The sequence below is a fragment of the Streptomyces sp. SAS_270 genome (genome assembly GCF_052543295.1).
This window is the reverse complement of the sequence record NZ_JBMNDS010000035.1, coordinates 51,872-68,761: the sequence shown is the minus strand read 5'-3', so window position 1 is coordinate 68,761 and position 16,890 is coordinate 51,872. Positions and strand designations below refer to the sequence as shown.

Here is a 16,890-nt window from a genome sequence, read left to right as displayed (position 1 = left end):
GTGCTCAGCCCTTCTTGATGCGCAGGAAGGTCACGGAGTTCGCCGGGAAGGTGTACGTGAAGTGGTCGGCGACCCCCTTGAAGGTGGAGGTGACCGGGGCGACCGCCGTGGCCGTCTCGCTGTTGACCGCCTCGGGCGCCGCGGCGAGCGTGGTCACGGCCGCCCTCGACGCGGTCCTGACCCCGCCGAGGTCGATGGCCGTACGGGCGTCTGCGGCCTGGGCGTTGACGACCTTGACGATCAGGTCACCGGTCTTGGCGTCCTTGGTGACGACCTGACGGAACGGCTCGGCGGGCTTGTCGTCGGTGAAGCTGCCCCACTCCTGGCCGTCCAGGTAGAGGGTGACCTGCCGGCCCCGCACCTTGACGTCGACGTCGTAGGCGCGGCCCGTCTCGACGGAACCGGGCTTGGCGAGAAGCGTCGACTTGCCGCCGTCCACGGCCTGTTCGACGGCGGACTGGGTGTTGTTCCAGCCTCCGAGGTTCCACCAGTAGTAGTTGCCGGTGTCCTTGACGCCGAAGGCGACGAGGAAGCCCTCCTTGCCGGACTTCTTGGTGGCCTTCACATGCAGGTCGTAGTCGTGCCAGGCCGGGTCGCCGGCCGAGACCATGGTGTTCTCGGCGGCCACGTCGCTCTGCACGTACTGGCCGTCCTGGACGCTCCAGCTCCCGCCGCCCGTGTGGGTCCACTTCGAGGCGTCGCCGCTGAAGTCGTCGCCGAACAGCGCGCTGCCGTCCTCGCCGGTCACCTTGACGTCGTCGTACGCCGCCGTGGTGGCCCACGTCGACAGGCCCACGGCGCCGGAGATGGGCGCGGTGAGGGAGGGTGTGCCGGTGGCCGTGCTGGGCACCACCCGGTCACCGACGTTGGTCATGAAGAGCTTCTGGACCTCGTAATCCGCGGAGTTCCATGACGCGTGGTTGTTGAACCAGATCATGTCGGGGCGCCACTGCACGTAGTCCTCGTTGGCGAGGAGCGGGGCGTACGAGGCGAGCTTCACGACGTCGGCGTTGCGCTCCAGGCCGGTCATGTACGCGGCTTCGGAGAGGGCGTTCTTGAAGGTGTTGCCGCCGGAGGCGTACTCGCCGAGGAAGACCTTGGGGCCGTTCCTGTCGTAGGAGTCGTAGCGGTCGTTGTTCTGCAGGAACCACTGCGGGCTGTTGTAGTAGTGCTCGTCGACCATGTCGACGTTCGCGTCCTTGTTGAGCTTCCAGGCGGTGTCGAAGGTGGTCCCCGAGTCGTCGGGGCCGGCGTTCGAGATCACCTTGATGTTCGGGTACTTGGCCGCGATGGCGGTGCGGAACTGTGTGAAGCGCGCGAAGAACTCGGTCGGCAGGTTCTCCTCGTTGCCGACCTCGATGTGGGTGAGGTGGAAGGGCTTGGGGTGGCCCATCTGTGCGCGCTTCTTGCCCCACTTGCTCGTCACGGGGCCGTTGGCGAACTCGATGAGGTCCAGGGTGTCCTGGATGTGGCGCTTGAGCAGCGCGTCGTCGTCGGTGGCCTTGTTCTGGCCGCAGCCGGTGACGAGGGCCGGGACGACGGGCAGCGGCATCGCGCCGATGTCCTCGGAGTACTGGAAGTACTCGTAGTAACCGAGGCCGTAACTCTGGTTGTAACCCCAGAAGTTGGAGTTGGTGGCGCGCTGCTCGACCGGGCCGACGGTGTCCTTCCACTGGTACGAGCGCTTGCGCTGGTAGCCGGACGCCTCGTCGTAGCCCTGCATGCTGCCGGTGTTGACCAGGCAGCCGCCGGGGAAGCGCACGAAGCCCGGGTGGAGGGCGGCGATCTTCTGGGCGAGGTCCTTGCGCAGGCCGTTCGCGCGCCCCTTGTAGGTGTCGCGCGGGAAGAGCGAGACCATGTCGAGGGCGACGGGACTGTCCGCGCCGACGGTGAGGCGGCCGGTCGTGCTGCTGCGGGTCGCGGTGAACTTCGCGGTGTACTTGGCCCAGCCGCCGCGTGCGGTCACCTTGCGGGCCTCGGCGAGCGCGCCGTCTGCGTCGTGCAGCGTCACCGTGAGGGGCGCGGCGGCGTCGGCGCGGGCCCAGACGGAGAAGGTGTAGGCCTTGCCGCTCTCGACCCGGATGCCCGTGTTGTAACCGGAGTTGGTGACCGACGCGCCGCCGTCCAGGGCGAGATACGTCCGGTTGCGGGCGTTGAGGCGCCCGTCGTCGTTCAGGGCCTTCGCCGTACCGGTGGTCGCCCAGGAGGTGAGCGGTGTGTAGGAGTTGTTGTCCGCGGTGCTGTACTCGAAGGACCGGTTCTGGACCAGCTCCGCGTACAGCCCTCCGTCCGCGGCGCGGTTGATGTCCTCGAAGAACACTCCGTACATGGTGTCGTCGATCTTGGCGCCCGAGGCCTTGGGGGCGACGTTGATCGCGTAGTCGGTGACGTCCGCGGCGGCGGCGTTCGAGGGCACGGGAAGGACGGCCGAGGCCACCAGGAGCGTGGTGGCGGTGAGGCCGAGTCTCCAGCGGGTGCGGGTGCGTGACATGGATACTCCGCGGCTCTGTAGTGTGAAATTGTTCGAAATACCAGACGACGGTCAGGACTTCGAACGGCAAGATAGGGAGGAGGCAGGAGTGCGTCAATGGATCGCGCAGTATCGGGTGGGACGGAGGGCGGGACGATGAACGATTTCTGGCCGGTAATCGACGTACTCGCCCACCTGACCGGGAGTTGGCGCGTACGACGCTCGGTGCGGGACCTCGCGAGCGGCGCCGAGGGCGAGTTCACCGGGGGGACGGTCTTCCGGCCGTTCGGCGAAGGTGAGGACGGCGACGGTGGCGGTGGCGGCGACCGGGCTCGCCGCGGCGGCGCCGGCCACGGTGGCCCCGGCCTCCTGCACCACGAGTCCGGCACGTTCCGCTGGCAGGGCGTCACCCGGCCCGCGCAGCGCACGTTGCGCTTCCTGCCCGGTGAGTGTCCCGGCACGGCGAGCGTCCGGTTCGCCGACGGACGCTTCTTCCACGACCTCGACCTGACCGACGGGCGATACGTCGCCGACCATCCCTGCGCGGCCGACCTCTACCGGGGCGAGTTCAGCGTGTACGACGAGGACCGCTGGCGCTCGGTGTGGCGCGTGGGCGGCCCCGCCAAGGACCTGGTCCTGACGACCGACTACACGCGCCTGAGCTGAGAGCCGACCGGCTCACACGCGCTGCAGCCCGGACTCCAGCCGGAAGTTCCAGCGCCCGCCGTGGCCCGCGAGGGTGACCGTCGACAGGGGGCGCACATCGATGTTCCAGTACGTCGACGGCGGGGCCTTCAGCGCGTAGACGAGCGCGGCCCGCACCACCGAGGGCTCGGCCACGGCCACGATGCGGCTGCCGTCGTCCGCAGGGCGCGTGTCGAGCCAGTTGCCGACGCGCTGGATGAAGGACAGCAGGGATTCGCCGCCGTGCGGCGTCGAGCGCGGATCGGCGAGCCAGGCGTCCACGGCCGCGGGCTCCCGTGCCATCGCCTCGCCCAGGGTGAGGCCGCGCCACCGACCCATGTCGCAGTCCCGCAGCGCGAGCTGGACCAGCGGCGCATAGCCGAGGGCGTCGCCCGTGGCCCGGCTGCGGGGCGTCGGCGAACAGTAGCGCAGCTCGGCCGCCGCCAGCGGCACCAGCTCGTGGGCAGCGCGCTGCACCTCGTCCCAGCCGGCCTGGTCCAGCGGCCGGTCGTCCTCGAAGCGCTCAGCGAGCAGCGACGAGCTGCGCGCGGCGGCTACGAATGTGACCCGAAGATGCATGCGCAGATCGTGGAGGGAGAGACTCCGCAGGTCAAGGGGGGGGGTCCCGTAGGTTACTCAGAGTACATACGGGCTCACGCGACCGTGATCCACTACGCTCGCCCAGGGGACCCCCCTGCCGAGCCGAGCGCCTCGTCCCACGCCGCCCTCAACCGCCGTACCCCCTCCCCGATCTCCTCCGTCCCCCCGACCGCGGCGAAGCTCAACCGCACGTGCCCGGCGGGCGGTTCGGCGCTGAAGTACGGGCGGCCGGGGGTGATGGAGACGCCCGCGCGCAGGGCGCCCGCCACGAGGGCGGACTCGTCCCCGCCGTCCGGCAGCCGCAGCCACAGCTGGTAGCCGCCGAACGGGATGTGCGGCAGGGCGAGTTCGGGGAGCCGCAGACGCAGCGCGGCGGTCATCGTGTCCCGCCGGGTCTTCAACTCGGCCGAAACGGATCGGAGATGACGGGGCCAGGCGGGCGAGCCGACGAGTTCGAGCGCAGCCTCCTGAAGAGGGCGCGGCACGAAGAAGGTGTCGACGACCTGGATGGCCCGCAGCCGCTCCAGGACCGGACCGCGAGCCGCCAGGGCACCCACCCGGAAGCTCGGCGAGGTCGCCTTGGTCAGGGAGTTGACGTGCACGACGACCCCGTCGGGATCCTCCGCGGCGAGCGGACGCGGCAGCGGACCCGCGTCCTCGTGCACCAGACGCCGTACGAAGTCGTCCTCGATCACGAACGCGCCGGCCTCGCGCGCGATCCGCAGGACCTCGCCCCGGCGCTCGGGCGCGAGCACGGCGCCGGTCGGGTTCTGGAACAGCGGCTGACAGACGAAGACCCGGGCGCCGCTCGCCCGGAAGGCGTCGGCGAGGAGCCGCGGCTTCACACCGTCCGCGTCCACCGGCACCGGGACGGGGCGCAGGCCGGCCGCGCGGGCGATCGCCAACATGCCCGGGTACGTGGGCGATTCGACGAGGACCGGGGCACCCGGCGCGGCGAGCGCGCGCAGCGCGGTGGTCAGCGCGGACTGGCCGCCCGCCGTGATGAGCACCTCGGCGGCGGTGACCGCGCCGCCGATCCCGCGCGCGAACCAGTCCCGCAGTTCCGTGATCCCCTCCACGGGCGGCCGGGTCCACGCACCCGGGCGGCGTCCCGCCCGGGACAGGGCCGCGCCCATCGCCCGCTCCGGCTGCAGCGACGGATGCAGGTAGCCGCCGTTGAACTCGACGACACCGGGCGGCGGCGCCGCGAGCGTGGCGAGCACCCCGGAGGCGTCCACGGTGCGCGGGACGAGTTCGCCCGCGGCGTCCGCGCTCAGCGCGACCTCCTGCCAGGAGGTGTCCCCTTCGGGCGCGGTGGCGGCACGCGGCCGCGCCCGGAAGGCGCCCGCTCCGGGCCGGGTGACCACCAGTCCCTCGGCGGCCAGCTGCGCCAGCGCCCGCGACACGGTCACCGGGCTTACCCGGAACCGCTCGACGAGCGCCCGGCTCGACGGCAGCTTTCCACCTGGAGAGTAGCGGTTCAGCTCCCTTCGCAGCTGACCCGCCAGCTCATCGACACTGCTACGCTCATGCATGAGAGTTAACGATAGCGCTACTGTCCGGACATCGATAGCGGTCAGCACGTCCCGCCGGGTGACCGGCGGCACGGAGCCCGCCGCGTCCGTCCGCCGGTCCGGGACCCTTCAGGCAGCCCTCGGCGTGACCGCCTTCTCCCTCACCTTCCCCGCCACCGCCTGGGGCCTGGAGGGCTTCGGCCCCTGGTCCCTGGTGGCCGTGCGCAGCGTGCTCGCGGCGGTCGTCGCGGGCGGCTGCCTCCTCGCCCTGCGCGTCCGCGTACCGGGCCGGGCGCACTGGGCCGGGCTCGTCGTCGTCGCCGCGGGCGTGGTCGTGGGTTTCCCGCTGCTGACGACACTGGCCCTGCAGACGTCCACCACGGCCCACGCGGCCGTGGTCGTCGGCCTGCTGCCGCTCACCACCGCACTGCTCTCGGCGCTGCGCACCGGGGCGCGGCCCTCCCGGACGTTCTGGATCGCGGCGGTCGCGGGCGCGGCCGCGGTGATCGCGTTCACCGTGCAGCAGAGCGGCGGCGCCCTGACCGGCGCGGACGCCTATCTCTTCGGCGCGCTGCTGATCTGCGCGGCGGGCTACACCGAGGGCGGGCGGCTGGCCCGGGTGATGCCGGGCTGGCAGGTCATCGGCTGGGCGCTGGTGCTGTGCCTGCCGCTCGCGCTGCCGGGCGCGCTCGTCGCGCTCTCGCACGAGCCCGTGCGGCTGACCGCGCACAGCGTGACCGGGCTGCTGTGGGTGGCGGCGGGGTCGCAGTTCCTCGGCCTGGTCGTCTGGTACCGGGGCATGGCCGCGATCGGCATTCCCAAGGCCAGCCAGTTGCAGTTGGCGCAGCCGCTGCTCACACTGGTGTGGTCGGTGCTGCTCCTCGGCGAGCACCTCACACCGGCCGCACCTCTGACGGCCGCCGCGGTCCTGGTCTGCATCGCGGCCACCCAGCGGGCCCGGAGCTGACCGGTTCCGCACGGCCCGGGCCAACGGGCGCCTCCGGCCGTAGACTTGCGACCAGGGACCACTACTCCGCGCGCGACGAGGAGGCCCTTCAGATGCGAGCGACTGTGGGCGACAAGCTGGTGCAGCACGGCAGGATCGTCGGGCAGCACGACAAGGTCGCAGAGATCGTGGAAGTGATGGGCGACGAAGGCACGCCGCCGTACCGCGTCCGCTTCCAGGACGGGCACGAGGCGGTGTGCTCACCCGGCCCGGACTCGGAGATCCGGCACCCCGAGGGCGGCGGGCAGTAACGCGCCGCCGCCCGGCACGGGATCAGCGCGGGGGCCTGGCCGGCCATCGGTAGTGGTCGGCGACCACCCGCGCCATCGCACCGATCCGGTCGGCCCCCACTTCCTTCGCCGAGAAGAACACGTGCCCGCGCACCTGCGGGTACCGCGCGGCGAGGGTGAGATGCCGGGACAGCTCGGCCGGGTCCTGCCAGGCCGCGGGCTGCGCCGGATCACCGGCCTTGTACAGCGCCTCACCGATGTACAGCCGTACGCCGGTGCCCTGCGCGACCTCCGCCCACCAGGGCACGAGCTTCGCGTAGTCGGCCGCGGCGAAGCCGATGTTCCAGTACACCTGCGGGCAGATGTAGTCGATCCAGTGCTCCCGGACCCACTTCCTGGTGTCCGCGTGGAGGTCGTCATAGGTCTGCACACCGGCCCGGGTGTCCGAGCCGCGCGCGTCGGTCGCCGCGTTGCGCCACACCCCGAAGGGGCTGATCCCGAAGCGCGTGGTGGGCCGGATCCGCCGGATGCGCGCCGCCGTCTCCAGCACCAGCCGGTCGATGTTGTGGCGCCGCCAGGCCGCCTTGTCCGGGAAGCCCGCGCCGTGCGCCGCGTACGCCGCGTCGTCGTCGAAGACCTGACCCGCGACCGGATACGGGTAGAAGTAGTCGTCCCAGTGCACGGCGTCGATCCGGTATCTGCGGACCGCGTCGAGCATCGCGTCCTGGACGAAGGCACGCACCTCGGGCAGCCCGGGGTTGTAGTAGAGCTTCCCGCCGTACGGGACCACCCACTCGGGGTGAAGGCGGGCGGGATGGGTCGCCACCAGGCGGGTCGGATCGGTGTGGTTGGCGATGCGGTACGGGTTGAACCAGGCGTGCAGTTCGAGGCCGCGGGCGTGCGCCTCGGCGACCGCGGTGCCGAGCGGGTCCCAGCCCGGGTCCTGGCCCTGGACGCCGGTGAGGTACTCGGACCACGGCTCGTACGGCGAGGGCCACAGCGCGTCGGCGGTGGGACGCACCTGGAAGATCACGGCGTTCAGGCGACGGCTCACCGCCGTGTCGAGATGCGCGAGGAGTTCGGCGCGCTGCTGCGCCGCGGTGAGGCCCTGCCGCGAGGGCCAGTCGCGGTTGGCGACGGTCGCGAGCCACATGCCGCGCAGTTCGCGGGCCGCCCGCTCGGGCTCCGGCCCCGGGGTGCCGCGCACCGCGGGCACCGCCGCCGCGTCCCCCGCCGTCATGAGTCCTGACAGCGCCGCCGCCGCGGCCGCCGCGAACGCCCGACGTGACATACGTCCCATCTGCACACCCCCGCACGCTGCGGATCCGTCCGGTCACGGATCGTCTGCCCGCACAGCATGCCCGACCCGGACGATCGATCATCGATACTTCGGAGTAACGTGCACGTTCGGAGCAGGAACCGGACAACGGCGTACCTGCCCGGTCCGTAGATCAGCGAAGGGGACGATGTGACCGACATCGAACGCGTCGGAGTGGTGGGCTGCGGCCAGATGGGAGCGGGCATCGCCGAGGTGTGCGCGCGCGCCGGTCTCGACGTCAAGGTCGCCGAGACCACTGGCGAGGCTCTGGAGTTCGGCCGTACCCGGCTGTTCACCTCCCTGTCCAAGGCGGCCGAGCGCGGGAAGATCTCCGCGGACGAGCTCGCGGCCACCCAGCAGCGGCTCAGCTTCACCACCGACCTCGGCGAGTTCGCCGACCGCGACCTGGTGATCGAGGCCGTCGTCGAGAACGAACAGGTGAAGACCGAGATCTTCCAGGTGCTCGACCAGGTGGTGACCCGGCAGGACGCGATCCTCGCCTCCAACACCTCCTCGATCCCGCTGGTGAAGCTCGCCGTGGCGACGTCGCGTCCCGACCAGGTCGTCGGCATCCACTTCTTCAACCCGGCCCCGGTGCAGCAGCTCGTCGAGCTGATCCCGGCGCTGACCACCTCCGAGGGCACCCTCGGCCGCGCCCAGCTGTTCGCCGAGAAGGTCCTCGGCAAGCACGCGATCCGCGCCCAGGACCGCTCGGGCTTCGTGGTGAACGCGCTGCTGATCCCGTATCTGCTCTCGGCCATCCGGATGTTCGAGTCGGGCATCGCGAGCCGCGAGGACATCGACAACGGTATGGAGATGGGCTGCGCCCACCCGATGGGCCCGCTCAAGCTCTCCGACCTGATCGGCCTGGACACCGTGGCCTCGGTCGCGTACAGCATGTACGAGGAGTACAAGGAGCCGCTCTACGCCGCTCCCCCGCTGCTCCAGCGCATGGTCGACGCGGGCCGGCTGGGCCGGAAGTCCGGGTCGGGTTTCTACACGTACGCCTGATGACGCTGCATCACCAGCGAAGCTGACTACGGTCCGTAGACCTCGGACCCGCGCGGGCCCGGCACTCTTTTCGGTGCCGGCCCCGCGCCATTCACACACCGTGTGCGGCCCGGGCTCGCATATGCCCGTCGCACACGCTCCCCACGTGTCCACCAGGCGAGTTGACTTTCCGTGCGCATGCAAGGGATGTGACGACTACGGAAAGGAGCGGACACGTGACCGCCGACCCCGAGCATCCCGTGGTCCCAGGAGAACTCGCAGAGTTACGCCGGTGCCTCGAAGTGGGTCTCACCCGCATCGAGGGCGGGCTGGCTCTGCTCACTCAGCGCGACGACCAGACCGCCAAGGATCTTGACGATCTGAGCTCACGGCTCGTCGCTCTCGAACACACCCGATGGCCCCTGCCCACTCTTGCGGCCGTCGCGGCCGTGGGCGCGCTGGCCGTGGCGGTCTGGCAGGCTCTGGGCCATTAGGTTTCAGGACGCTGTGGGGGGATGGATCAGGGCAACGCGTCCTGCCCGAGCCTGAGATGGTGCAGGAGAAGCAGTGCGGCCGCCATGTTGGCGGCCGGGACCTCGCCGCGGGCGACCATGTCGGGGACGAGCTTGAGGGGGACCCATTCCCTGCGGTCCGATTCGAAGTCGTCCACGGGGTGGCCGACATAGGTGCCCTCATCGGCCCAGAAGATGTGGTGCCGGGCGTCGGTGAGCCCGTTGGAGGGCTCGACGCTCATCAGATGGCGCAGAGGTCCCGGTCGCCAGCCGGTCTCCTCCTCCAGTTCGCGGGCCGCCGCCACGGCGATGTCCTCGCCGTCCTCGACGACGCCCGCCGCGAGTTCCCACCCCCAGCTGTCGGTGATGAAGCGGTGCCGCCACAGGAGGAGCACCTCATTGGCCTCGTTCACCACCGTGGCCACGGCGACGGGCCGCAGCCGTATCAAGAAGTGATCGAGGTGCCGACCGTCCGGCAGCTCGACATCTGCGAGATTGACGCTGAACCAGCGGTTTGCGTACACAGTTTGTTCGTTCTGTTTCGTCCACTGCACGGTTCTGCCACCTTCCGCCGAGTAGATGGCAATATCGCAGCAGGAGCACCCTGACAGCAGGCTCACAGCAGGCCGCTCGCAGCGCAGCGGTAGGCGCAGTGTCCGCGCGGGCGTGGGCGCGGTCTCCCCCTGGCACAGGGTGGGGCGTTCTCCTCCGGGCGGCCCCGCGGATCGTTTCCGCAGTTCGCCGGGGGGTCTTGCTACAGCGGTACGCGCAGTGCCCCGTCGATGAGTTCGGCGGCCTCGGCCGTGCCCGCACAGCCGCTGCGCACCAGGTGTTCGCGTACCGCGCGCAGTCTGTCGCGCAGGCGCTGGGACTCCATCCCCCGCGCCTGTTCGGCCATTTGGACCGCTGTGGCCACCGCCTTGTCGGCGTTGCCCTGGCGCAGTTCGATCTGGCTGAGCATCGCGAGCCGGTGCACCCGCCCCCGGTCGTGCGCCGGATTGCCCACGGCGGCCACCGCGTGCTCCCCGGCAGCCACCAGGTCACCGAGGCTGAGCAGCGCCTCCGCCACCTGGACGTTGACCAGACCGGGCTGGACATAGCCGGTCTCGTCCGGCTCGTACCCGCGCCGGATGCGCTCGGCGGCCTGTTCGGCACGCCGGATGCAGGACAGCGCGCTGCTGCCGTCGCCGAGGTGGGCGTACGCCTTGGCCTGCATCGCGTACAGGTCCGAGGCGAGCGCCGGTGTGATGTGCCGCCCGGCGGCGCGCAGCGCGGCCTCCGCGAACGCCACCGCCTGCCGGTACTCGCGCATGAACAGCGACTGGTTGACGAGCAGGGCTATCACATAGGCGCCGAGGCCTCTGTCCCCGCTGGCCTTCGCCAGGCGCAGGGCCTGGTGGAAGTAGCGCTGGGCGAGTCCGTGTGCGTCGGAGTCGTAGGCGCAGATGCCCGCTATGGCGACCAGGCCGCCGGTCGCGCGGTGGAGCTGGCGGCCGGTGGCGTCGGTGTAGCTGCCGCGCAGCAGGGGCGCCGTCTCGGAGTTGAGGAAACCGACGATCCGGGTGCGCGTGGCCACACCGCCCGCCTTGCGGTACATCTGCTCGTAGTGGGCGCGGGCCGAGCGCAGCATCTCGATGTCGGCCATGCTGACGCGGTGCCGGCCGCCGCGCGAGACGTCCACGTCTTCGGGCGGGTTCTCCCACTCCCACACGGGCATCACGGCGGGGGTCCCGGTGACGGCTGGGGCGCCGAGGATGTGCGGGCGCTGCTGTTCGTCGGAGCGCCACAGGGCGGTGGCGCGCTCGACGAAACCGGAGAGGGTGGTGCCGTGCGGGGCGGACGGTTCGCCGGGCACACCGAGGCCGATGTCGTCGAGGGTGACGGGCCGGTGCAGCCGCACGGCGAGCACTTCGCAGATCAGGTCGGGCACCTGGCCACGCGGGCGCTGCCCCTTCAACCACCGCGCCACAGCCGTGTGTTCGTAGCGCAGCGCGAGGCCGCGGGCGCGTCCCGCCTGGTTGACATGGGCGGCGAGTCCCGCGTGCGAGATGCCCGCCTCGTCGAGAATCGCGTCGAGCAGAGTGTTGGGCTGCATGGAGGCCCCCCGGGTGGCTCGGTGCCGTCAGATTAGTGCGTTCGCCTTCACACGGGGTGTGAAGCGAATGCTCGTGAACGGGCAGTACGCGCGCTGTTGCAGAGCGTTTCGGGCCGGTTGACTGAAATGCCTCGCAAGAGGCCGGCCGGGCCGCCGGCTCCCCCTCGTACAGTGCGGCGGCCCGTCTCCGCGCCGTCCGCCCAGCTGCCTGCCCGACACTCCGTGGCGGGGCGGACGGCGCCCGCCGCCGGTCACGACGGCGGGCCGGGTCATGTGACGCGCTGGGCGACGGCCGTGCCGTGCTGCACGGGCACGCGCCGGCGGTCGTTGCGCAGTACGAGCAGTGCCACGTCGTCGGCGGGCCTGCCTCGGCTGTGGCGCAGCAGCCCGGCGAAGACGGTCCGCAGCACGGACCGGGGTGAGACGGGCTGGATTTGGACGGCTTCGGTGAGCGCGTCGTACAGCGGGAAGAACCGGCCACGGCTGTCGCGCGCGTCCTCGACGCCGTCGGTGTGCAGGAACAGCGCCTCGCCGGGCAGCAGTTGGCCGCACGGCTCGACGGGCAGCTCGGCCGGCAGCGGGAACGAGCCCAGCGGGGGCAGCGGTTCCTCCGACGACAGCCGCTCGGCATGACCGCGTGCGCCCACCGCTGCGAGCCCGCTGCGCAGCAGATACGGCCAGGGATGCCCGCAGTTGATGACGTACATCTCGTCGTCGCGGCGGATCTCCAGCAGGAGCAGCGTGACGAACTCCTCGGCGACCGGGCTCTCCGGGTCCAGCCCGGTCGCGGAGGGGTGCTCGGCGCGGGCCCGCTCGCGCAGATGCCGGGCCAGCGCCCGCTCCAGCCGACGCAGCACACAGCCGAGTTCGGGTTCGTCGTGCACGGCCTCGCGGAAGCTGCCGAGGACGGCGGCGACGGTGCCGATGGCGGCGAGACCATGTCCGCGCACATCCCCCATGACGACGCGTACGCCGTGCTCGGTGGCGATCACCTCGTACAGATCGCCGCCGACGATCGCGCCGTGGTCCGCGGAGTGCTGTACCGCGGCGATGTTCAGTCCGTCGATACGGGGCGGCAGCGGCCGCAGCAGAACGTTCTGCGCGGCGCCCGCGATCTTGCGGATCTGTTGGAGTTCGCGCAGCAGTGCCCGTCTGACATGGAGTATCAGCCCGCTGCCGACGGCGAAGAAGACGGCACTGGTGACGATCCGGGCGCCGAGACCGTTCTGCTGGGCGAGCGGGCAGACCATTTTGTACGTGATCGCGATCGCCCCCCAGACGGTGGGCAATGCCAGGCTCAGCACCCGGCGCAGGGGCTGTCGGCGGCCCCGTCGGACGATCGGGTCGGGGCCGGCTTTCGGGCCGCCCTCCCGGATCCTTCGCGGCGGCCCGGCTCTGGTGCCGCCCCTGCCTCTGCCTCTGCGGAGCGCCCGGGCGAGTCCGGCCCGCAGGTCGTCCGCCCGGCCCCGCGCCGTCCGGCCCGCGCGGGACAGCGCCCGCGAGTTCGTCCGGGGCGTCGCCGTGCAAGGAGCCCCAGCCTTGTTACGGATCATGCCGATTGGCCCCCCAATAGGCCCTGACAGCGCAGACGGCCTCCGCGAGGCCGGTCCGATTCTGTCGACCGCATGCCCCGTTCGGACCAGATCACCCGGACTTGTCACCCGAACGAGTGAGGGGCACATCCGGTGGTCCGGACGTGCCCCTCAGTACCTCTCCGTGCTCATGCGGTGCTCACGCGCCGCGCAGCACCGCCCCGGTGCGGTCGGCCGCCAGGGCGACCGCCGCGTCACGCGCCGCGGAGGCCTCGTCGACGGTCAGCGTGCGGTCGGCGGCGCGGAATCGCAGCGCGTAGGCCAGCGACTTCCTGCCCTCGCCGAGGTGCTCGCTGTTCTCGTAGACGTCGAACAGGCGGATGGACTCCAGGAGTTCACCCGCGCCCTCGCGCAGCGCGGCCTCCACGTCCGTGTGCGGCACGAACCGGTCGACGACCAGCGCGACGTCCTGCGTGGCGACCGGGAACGTCGAGATCTTCGGGCCCCTCGGGACACCGGCGCTCGCCTGCTCCAGCGCGTCGAGGTTCAGCTCCATCGCACAGGTGCGCGCGGGCAGGCCCAGGGTCTTCAGGACACCGGGGTGCAGCTCGCCGGCGTGCCCGACGACCTGCTCCGCACCGTCGATGACGACGGCGAGCTCGGCGCAGCGGCCCGGGTGCCACGGCCCGTACTGACCGGTGCGGACGAGGAGTTCGGTCCCCGCCTCGCGGGCCAGCGAGCGCGCGGCCTCGATCGTGTCGGCCCAGTCGGCCGGACGCCCCGGGCCCCACCAGCCGGTCTGCTCGCGGGCGCCCGCGAGGACGACGGCTGCGTGCCGGGGCTGGAGGGGGAGCGCGGCCGTGAGGGACGCGATCTCCTCGTCGGTGGGGCGGCGGTCGACGGGCAGACGGCCCGCGACGCGCAGCTCCTCCTGCGGGTGGAAGACCAGGCCCGTCTCGAACAGCGCGAGGTCGTGCGAGCCGCGGCCGTCGTTGCGGCGCAGCGCGCCGAGCAGGCCCGGCAGCAGCGCCGTACGAAGAGCGGGCTCCTCGTCGGAGAGCGGGTTGACCAGCCTGACGACCTTGCGCTTCGGGTCGTCGGCGGCCAGGCCGAGCTGGTCGAAGACGTGCTCGCCGAGGAACGGGTAGTTCGGCGCCTCGACGTATCCGGCGCCGGCCAGCACCCGGCCGACCCGGCGGTGCAGCCGCTGCCGGTCGGTCAGGCCCAGACCCGCGGGGGGCTTGGGCAGCGTGGAGGGCAGGTTCTCGTAGCCCTCAAGGCGGATGACCTCCTCCGCCAGGTCGTTCGGGTCGGTGAGGTCGGGCCGCCACGACGGGACGGTGACGATCAGCTCGTCCTGTCCGTAGACGTCGCAGCCGACCTGCTGGAGACGGCGTACGACGGTCTCGCGGCCGTAGTCGACGCCCGCGACCCGGTCCGGGTGGTTGGCCGGGATGGCGATGGTGCGCGGCGCGGAGGGCGCGATGACCTCGGTGACGCCGGCGTCGGCGGTGCCGCCCGCGAGGAGCACGAGCAGGTCGACCGTGCGCTGGGCGGCGGCCGCCGCGGCGAGCGGGTCGACGCCGCGCTCGAAGCGCTTGGACGCCTCGGAGGCCAGTTTGTGACGGCGAGCGGTGCGCGCGATGGAGATCGCGTCGAAGTGCGCGGCCTCGATGACGACCTCGGTGGTGGTGCCCTCGGTGTCGTCGATCTCGGTGTTGGCGCCGCCCATGACGCCCGCGAGGCCGATGGGACCGCGGTCGTCGGTGATCACCAGGTCCTCGGCGTCCAGCGTGCGCTTGGCGCCGTCGAGGGTGGTGAGCTGCTCGCCCTGCTCGGCTCGGCGCACGCCGATCGCGCCCTGGACGCGGGTGCGGTCGTACGCGTGCAGCGGCTGACCGAGCTCCAGCATCACGTAGTTGGTGATGTCGACGGCGAGCGAGATCGGGCGCATGCCGGCCTTCTGGAGGCGGCGCTGCAGCCAGAGCGGGGAGCGGGCCTCGGGGTCGAGGCCGGTCACCGTGCGGGCGGTGAAGCGGTCGCAGCCGGCCGGCTCGGAGATCTGCACCGGGTAGCCGAAGGCGTTCGGGGCCGGTACGTCGAGCAGCGCCGGGTCGCGCAGCGGCAGACCGTAGGCGATGGCGGCCTCGCGGGCGATGCCGCGCAGCGAGAGGCAGTAGCCGCGGTCGGGGGTCACCGCGATGTCGAGGACCTCGTCGACGAGTTCGAGCAGCTCGATCGCGTCGGTGCCGACCTCGTACTCCGGCGGGAGCACGATGATGCCGTGCGAGCCGTCGTCGCCCATGCCCAGCTCGTCGCCGGAGCAGATCATGCCGTGCGACGTCCTGCCGTACGTCTTGCGCGCGGCGATCGCGAAGTTGCCGGGCAGCACGGCGCCGGGCAGGACCACGACGACCTTGTCGCCGACGGCGAAGTTGCGGGCGCCGCAGACGATCTCCTGGGGCTCGCCGGTGCCGTTGGCCTGGCCGACGTCGACGGTGCAGAAGCGGATCGGCTTCTTGAAGCCCTCCAGTTCCTCGATCGTCAGCACCTGGCCGACGGCGAGGGGGCCCTTGAGGTCGGCGCCGAGCTGCTCGACCCTCTCGACCTCGAGGCCGGCGGAAACGAGCTTGGCCTGCACATCGCGGCCGGTCTCGGTGGCGGGGAGATCGACGTACTCCCGCAGCCAGGAAAGCGGGACCCGCATCAGATCTCCATCCCGAACGGCCGGGTGAACCGGACGTCACCCTCGACCATGTCTCGCATGTCTTCGACGTTGTGGCGGAACATCAGCATCCGCTCGATGCCGAACCCGAAGGCGAATCCGCTGTACTTCTCCGGGTCCACACCGCAGGCGACCAGGACGCGCGGGTTGACCATGCCGCAGCCGCCGAGCTCGATCCAGCCCTCGCTGGAGCACGTACGGCAGGGGCGGTCGGGGTTGCCGACGGACTCGCCCTTGCAGACGTAGCAGAGCATGTCCATCTCGGCGGACGGCTCGGTGAAGGGGAAGTAGTTGGGGCGCAGCCGGGTCTTCATGTCCGCGCCGAAGAGCGACTGGACCATGTGATCCAGGGTGCCCTTCAGGTCGGCCATGGTCAGGCCCTCGTCGATGGCGAGGAGCTCGATCTGGTGGAAGACCGGGGTGTGCGTGGCGTCCAGCTCGTCCGTGCGGTACACGCGGCCGGGGCACACGATGTAGACGGGCGGCTCACGGTCGAGCATGGCGCGGGCCTGCACCGGAGAGGTGTGGGTGCGCAGCACGACACCGGACTCGTCGCCCTGCGCGCCCTTGGGGCCCTGGACGAAGAAGGTGTCCTGCATCTGCCGGGCCGGGTGGTCGGGCGTGAAGTTGAGGGCGTCGAAGTTGAACCACTCGGCCTCGACCTCGGGGCCCTCGGCGATCTCGTATCCCATGGACACGAAGACGTCGGCGACCCGCTCCATCATGGTGGTCAGCGGGTGGCGTGCGCCGGCCGGTACGCGGTCGTAGGGCAGCGTGACGTCGACTGCCTCCTCGACCAGCACACGGGCGTCGCGCTCCGCCTCCAGCTCCGTCTGACGGCCGGTGAGGGCCTTGTTGACGGCGCCGCGGGCCTGGCCGACGAGCTTGCCGGCGGCGGCCTTGGCGTGCGGGGGCAGGGCGCCGATCTCGCGGTTGGCGAGGGCCAGCGGCGAGGTGCCGCCGGTGTGCGCGACCTTCGCCTCCTGGAGCGCGTCGAGGTCACCGGCGGCCGCGAAGGCGGCGAGCGCCTCGTCCCGCATGCGCTCGATCTCTTCCGGTTTCAGGGCCTCGACCTCTACAGGGTCGTACGACTTATTCGGTGCCGACATCTCTTCCCGTGCTTCCGGTTGGCTGGCTGAGGGTCCCCGTCCCGACTCGGGGGACGCATCGTCCCTGAACGGGGACGCAAAGGTGCCAAAGGCCGAGTCTAACGG

14 protein-coding genes are annotated in these 16,890 nt (G+C 71.4%); 5 read left to right on the top strand and 9 right to left on the bottom strand.

Annotated features, from left to right (window positions below):
• Positions 1–4 precede the first annotated feature (4 nt).
• Positions 5–2,491, bottom strand: a complete 2,487-nt coding sequence (locus ACN6LB_RS23225; protein ID WP_445027596.1) for an alpha-L-arabinofuranosidase C-terminal domain-containing protein — start codon at positions 2,489–2,491, stop codon at positions 5–7.
• Between the two features lie 135 nt (positions 2,492–2,626).
• Here ACN6LB_RS23225 and ACN6LB_RS23220 point away from each other — a divergent pair, with 135 nt between their 5' ends.
• Positions 2,627–3,136, top strand: a complete 510-nt coding sequence (locus tag ACN6LB_RS23220; protein WP_445027595.1) for a DUF6314 family protein — start codon at positions 2,627–2,629, stop codon at positions 3,134–3,136.
• Positions 3,137–3,148: 12 nt separating this feature from the next.
• On the opposite strand, the gene ACN6LB_RS23215 is transcribed toward ACN6LB_RS23220, so the two are convergent.
• Positions 3,149–3,733, bottom strand: coding sequence for a histidine phosphatase family protein (locus ACN6LB_RS23215; protein ID WP_356134778.1), 585 nt, complete (start codon positions 3,731–3,733; stop codon positions 3,149–3,151).
• A gap of 92 nt (positions 3,734–3,825) precedes the next feature.
• The gene (locus tag ACN6LB_RS23210; protein WP_445027594.1) at positions 3,826–5,289 is read right to left on the bottom strand and encodes an aminotransferase-like domain-containing protein; all 1,464 of its coding nucleotides are present in this window, start codon (positions 5,287–5,289) and stop codon (positions 3,826–3,828) included.
• Here ACN6LB_RS23210 and ACN6LB_RS23205 point away from each other — a divergent pair.
• Both ACN6LB_RS23205 and ACN6LB_RS23200 read left to right on the top strand, forming a co-directional pair.
• The gene (locus tag ACN6LB_RS23205; protein ID WP_445027593.1) at positions 5,288–6,235 is read left to right on the top strand and encodes a DMT family transporter; all 948 of its coding nucleotides are present in this window, start codon (positions 5,288–5,290) and stop codon (positions 6,233–6,235) included. The two genes, ACN6LB_RS23210 and ACN6LB_RS23205, sit on opposite strands and share 2 nt — an antisense overlap.
• 92 nt (positions 6,236–6,327) lie before the next feature.
• A complete protein-coding gene (locus ACN6LB_RS23200) occupies positions 6,328–6,525 on the top strand; it encodes a DUF1918 domain-containing protein (RefSeq protein WP_445027592.1) in 198 nt (65 codons plus the stop codon).
• Positions 6,526–6,547: 22 nt separating this feature from the next.
• Here the strand turns inward: ACN6LB_RS23200 and ACN6LB_RS23195 are convergent, their stop codons facing one another.
• Positions 6,548–7,804, bottom strand: a complete 1,257-nt coding sequence (locus ACN6LB_RS23195; protein ID WP_445027591.1) for a glycoside hydrolase family 10 protein — start codon at positions 7,802–7,804, stop codon at positions 6,548–6,550.
• A gap of 168 nt (positions 7,805–7,972) precedes the next feature.
• Here ACN6LB_RS23195 and ACN6LB_RS23190 point away from each other — a divergent pair, with 168 nt between their 5' ends.
• Complete coding sequence (locus tag ACN6LB_RS23190) at positions 7,973–8,833, top strand: 3-hydroxybutyryl-CoA dehydrogenase (RefSeq protein ID WP_356134788.1); 861 nt, start codon at positions 7,973–7,975, stop codon at positions 8,831–8,833.
• A gap of 215 nt (positions 8,834–9,048) precedes the next feature.
• Positions 9,049–9,306, top strand: coding sequence for a hypothetical protein (locus ACN6LB_RS23185; RefSeq protein WP_356134790.1), 258 nt, complete (start codon positions 9,049–9,051; stop codon positions 9,304–9,306).
• Positions 9,307–9,332: 26 nt separating this feature from the next.
• On the opposite strand, the gene ACN6LB_RS23180 is transcribed toward ACN6LB_RS23185, so the two are convergent.
• From ACN6LB_RS23180 to pheS, 5 genes are all read right to left on the bottom strand, one after another.
• Positions 9,333–9,878, bottom strand: a complete 546-nt coding sequence (locus tag ACN6LB_RS23180; RefSeq protein WP_356134792.1) for an NUDIX hydrolase — start codon at positions 9,876–9,878, stop codon at positions 9,333–9,335.
• Between the two features lie 200 nt (positions 9,879–10,078).
• Positions 10,079–11,419 (bottom strand): transcriptional regulator, encoded by a 1,341-nt coding sequence (locus ACN6LB_RS23175; RefSeq protein ID WP_356134793.1) that lies wholly within the window; start codon positions 11,417–11,419, stop codon positions 10,079–10,081.
• A 269-nt stretch (positions 11,420–11,688) separates the two neighbouring features.
• A complete protein-coding gene (locus tag ACN6LB_RS23170) occupies positions 11,689–12,714 on the bottom strand; it encodes a PP2C family protein-serine/threonine phosphatase (RefSeq protein WP_445027615.1) in 1,026 nt (341 codons plus the stop codon).
• Positions 12,715–13,150: 436 nt separating this feature from the next.
• On the bottom strand, positions 13,151–15,658 hold the full coding sequence (gene pheT, locus ACN6LB_RS23165) for a phenylalanine--tRNA ligase subunit beta (RefSeq protein ID WP_356134795.1): 2,508 nt from the start codon (positions 15,656–15,658) through the stop codon (positions 13,151–13,153).
• Complete coding sequence (gene pheS / locus ACN6LB_RS23160; protein ID WP_356134797.1) at positions 15,658–16,785, bottom strand: phenylalanine--tRNA ligase subunit alpha; 1,128 nt, start codon at positions 16,783–16,785, stop codon at positions 15,658–15,660. The genes pheT and pheS overlap by 1 nt, the downstream gene beginning before the upstream one ends.
• Positions 16,786–16,890 lie beyond the last annotated feature (105 nt).

Bases quoted from the DNA above. Each gene is read 5' to 3' on its own strand.
- pheS (WP_356134797.1), bottom strand. From the start codon at position 16,785: ATGTCGGCACCGAATAAGTCGTACGACCCTGTAGAGGTCGAGGCCCTG.
- ACN6LB_RS23220 (WP_445027595.1), top strand. From the start codon at position 2,627: ATGAACGATTTCTGGCCGGTAATCGACGTACTCGCCCACCTGACCGGG.
- ACN6LB_RS23200 (WP_445027592.1), top strand. From the start codon at position 6,328: ATGCGAGCGACTGTGGGCGACAAGCTGGTGCAGCACGGCAGGATCGTC.
- ACN6LB_RS23175 (WP_356134793.1), bottom strand. From the start codon at position 11,419: ATGCAGCCCAACACTCTGCTCGACGCGATTCTCGACGAGGCGGGCATC.
- ACN6LB_RS23195 (WP_445027591.1), bottom strand. From the start codon at position 7,804: ATGGGACGTATGTCACGTCGGGCGTTCGCGGCGGCCGCGGCGGCGGCG.
- ACN6LB_RS23225 (WP_445027596.1), bottom strand. From the start codon at position 2,491: ATGTCACGCACCCGCACCCGCTGGAGACTCGGCCTCACCGCCACCACG.
- pheT (WP_356134795.1), bottom strand. From the start codon at position 15,658: ATGCGGGTCCCGCTTTCCTGGCTGCGGGAGTACGTCGATCTCCCCGCC.
- ACN6LB_RS23215 (WP_356134778.1), bottom strand. From the start codon at position 3,733: ATGCATCTTCGGGTCACATTCGTAGCCGCCGCGCGCAGCTCGTCGCTG.
- ACN6LB_RS23205 (WP_445027593.1), top strand. From the start codon at position 5,288: ATGAGAGTTAACGATAGCGCTACTGTCCGGACATCGATAGCGGTCAGC.
- ACN6LB_RS23210 (WP_445027594.1), bottom strand. From the start codon at position 5,289: ATGCATGAGCGTAGCAGTGTCGATGAGCTGGCGGGTCAGCTGCGAAGG.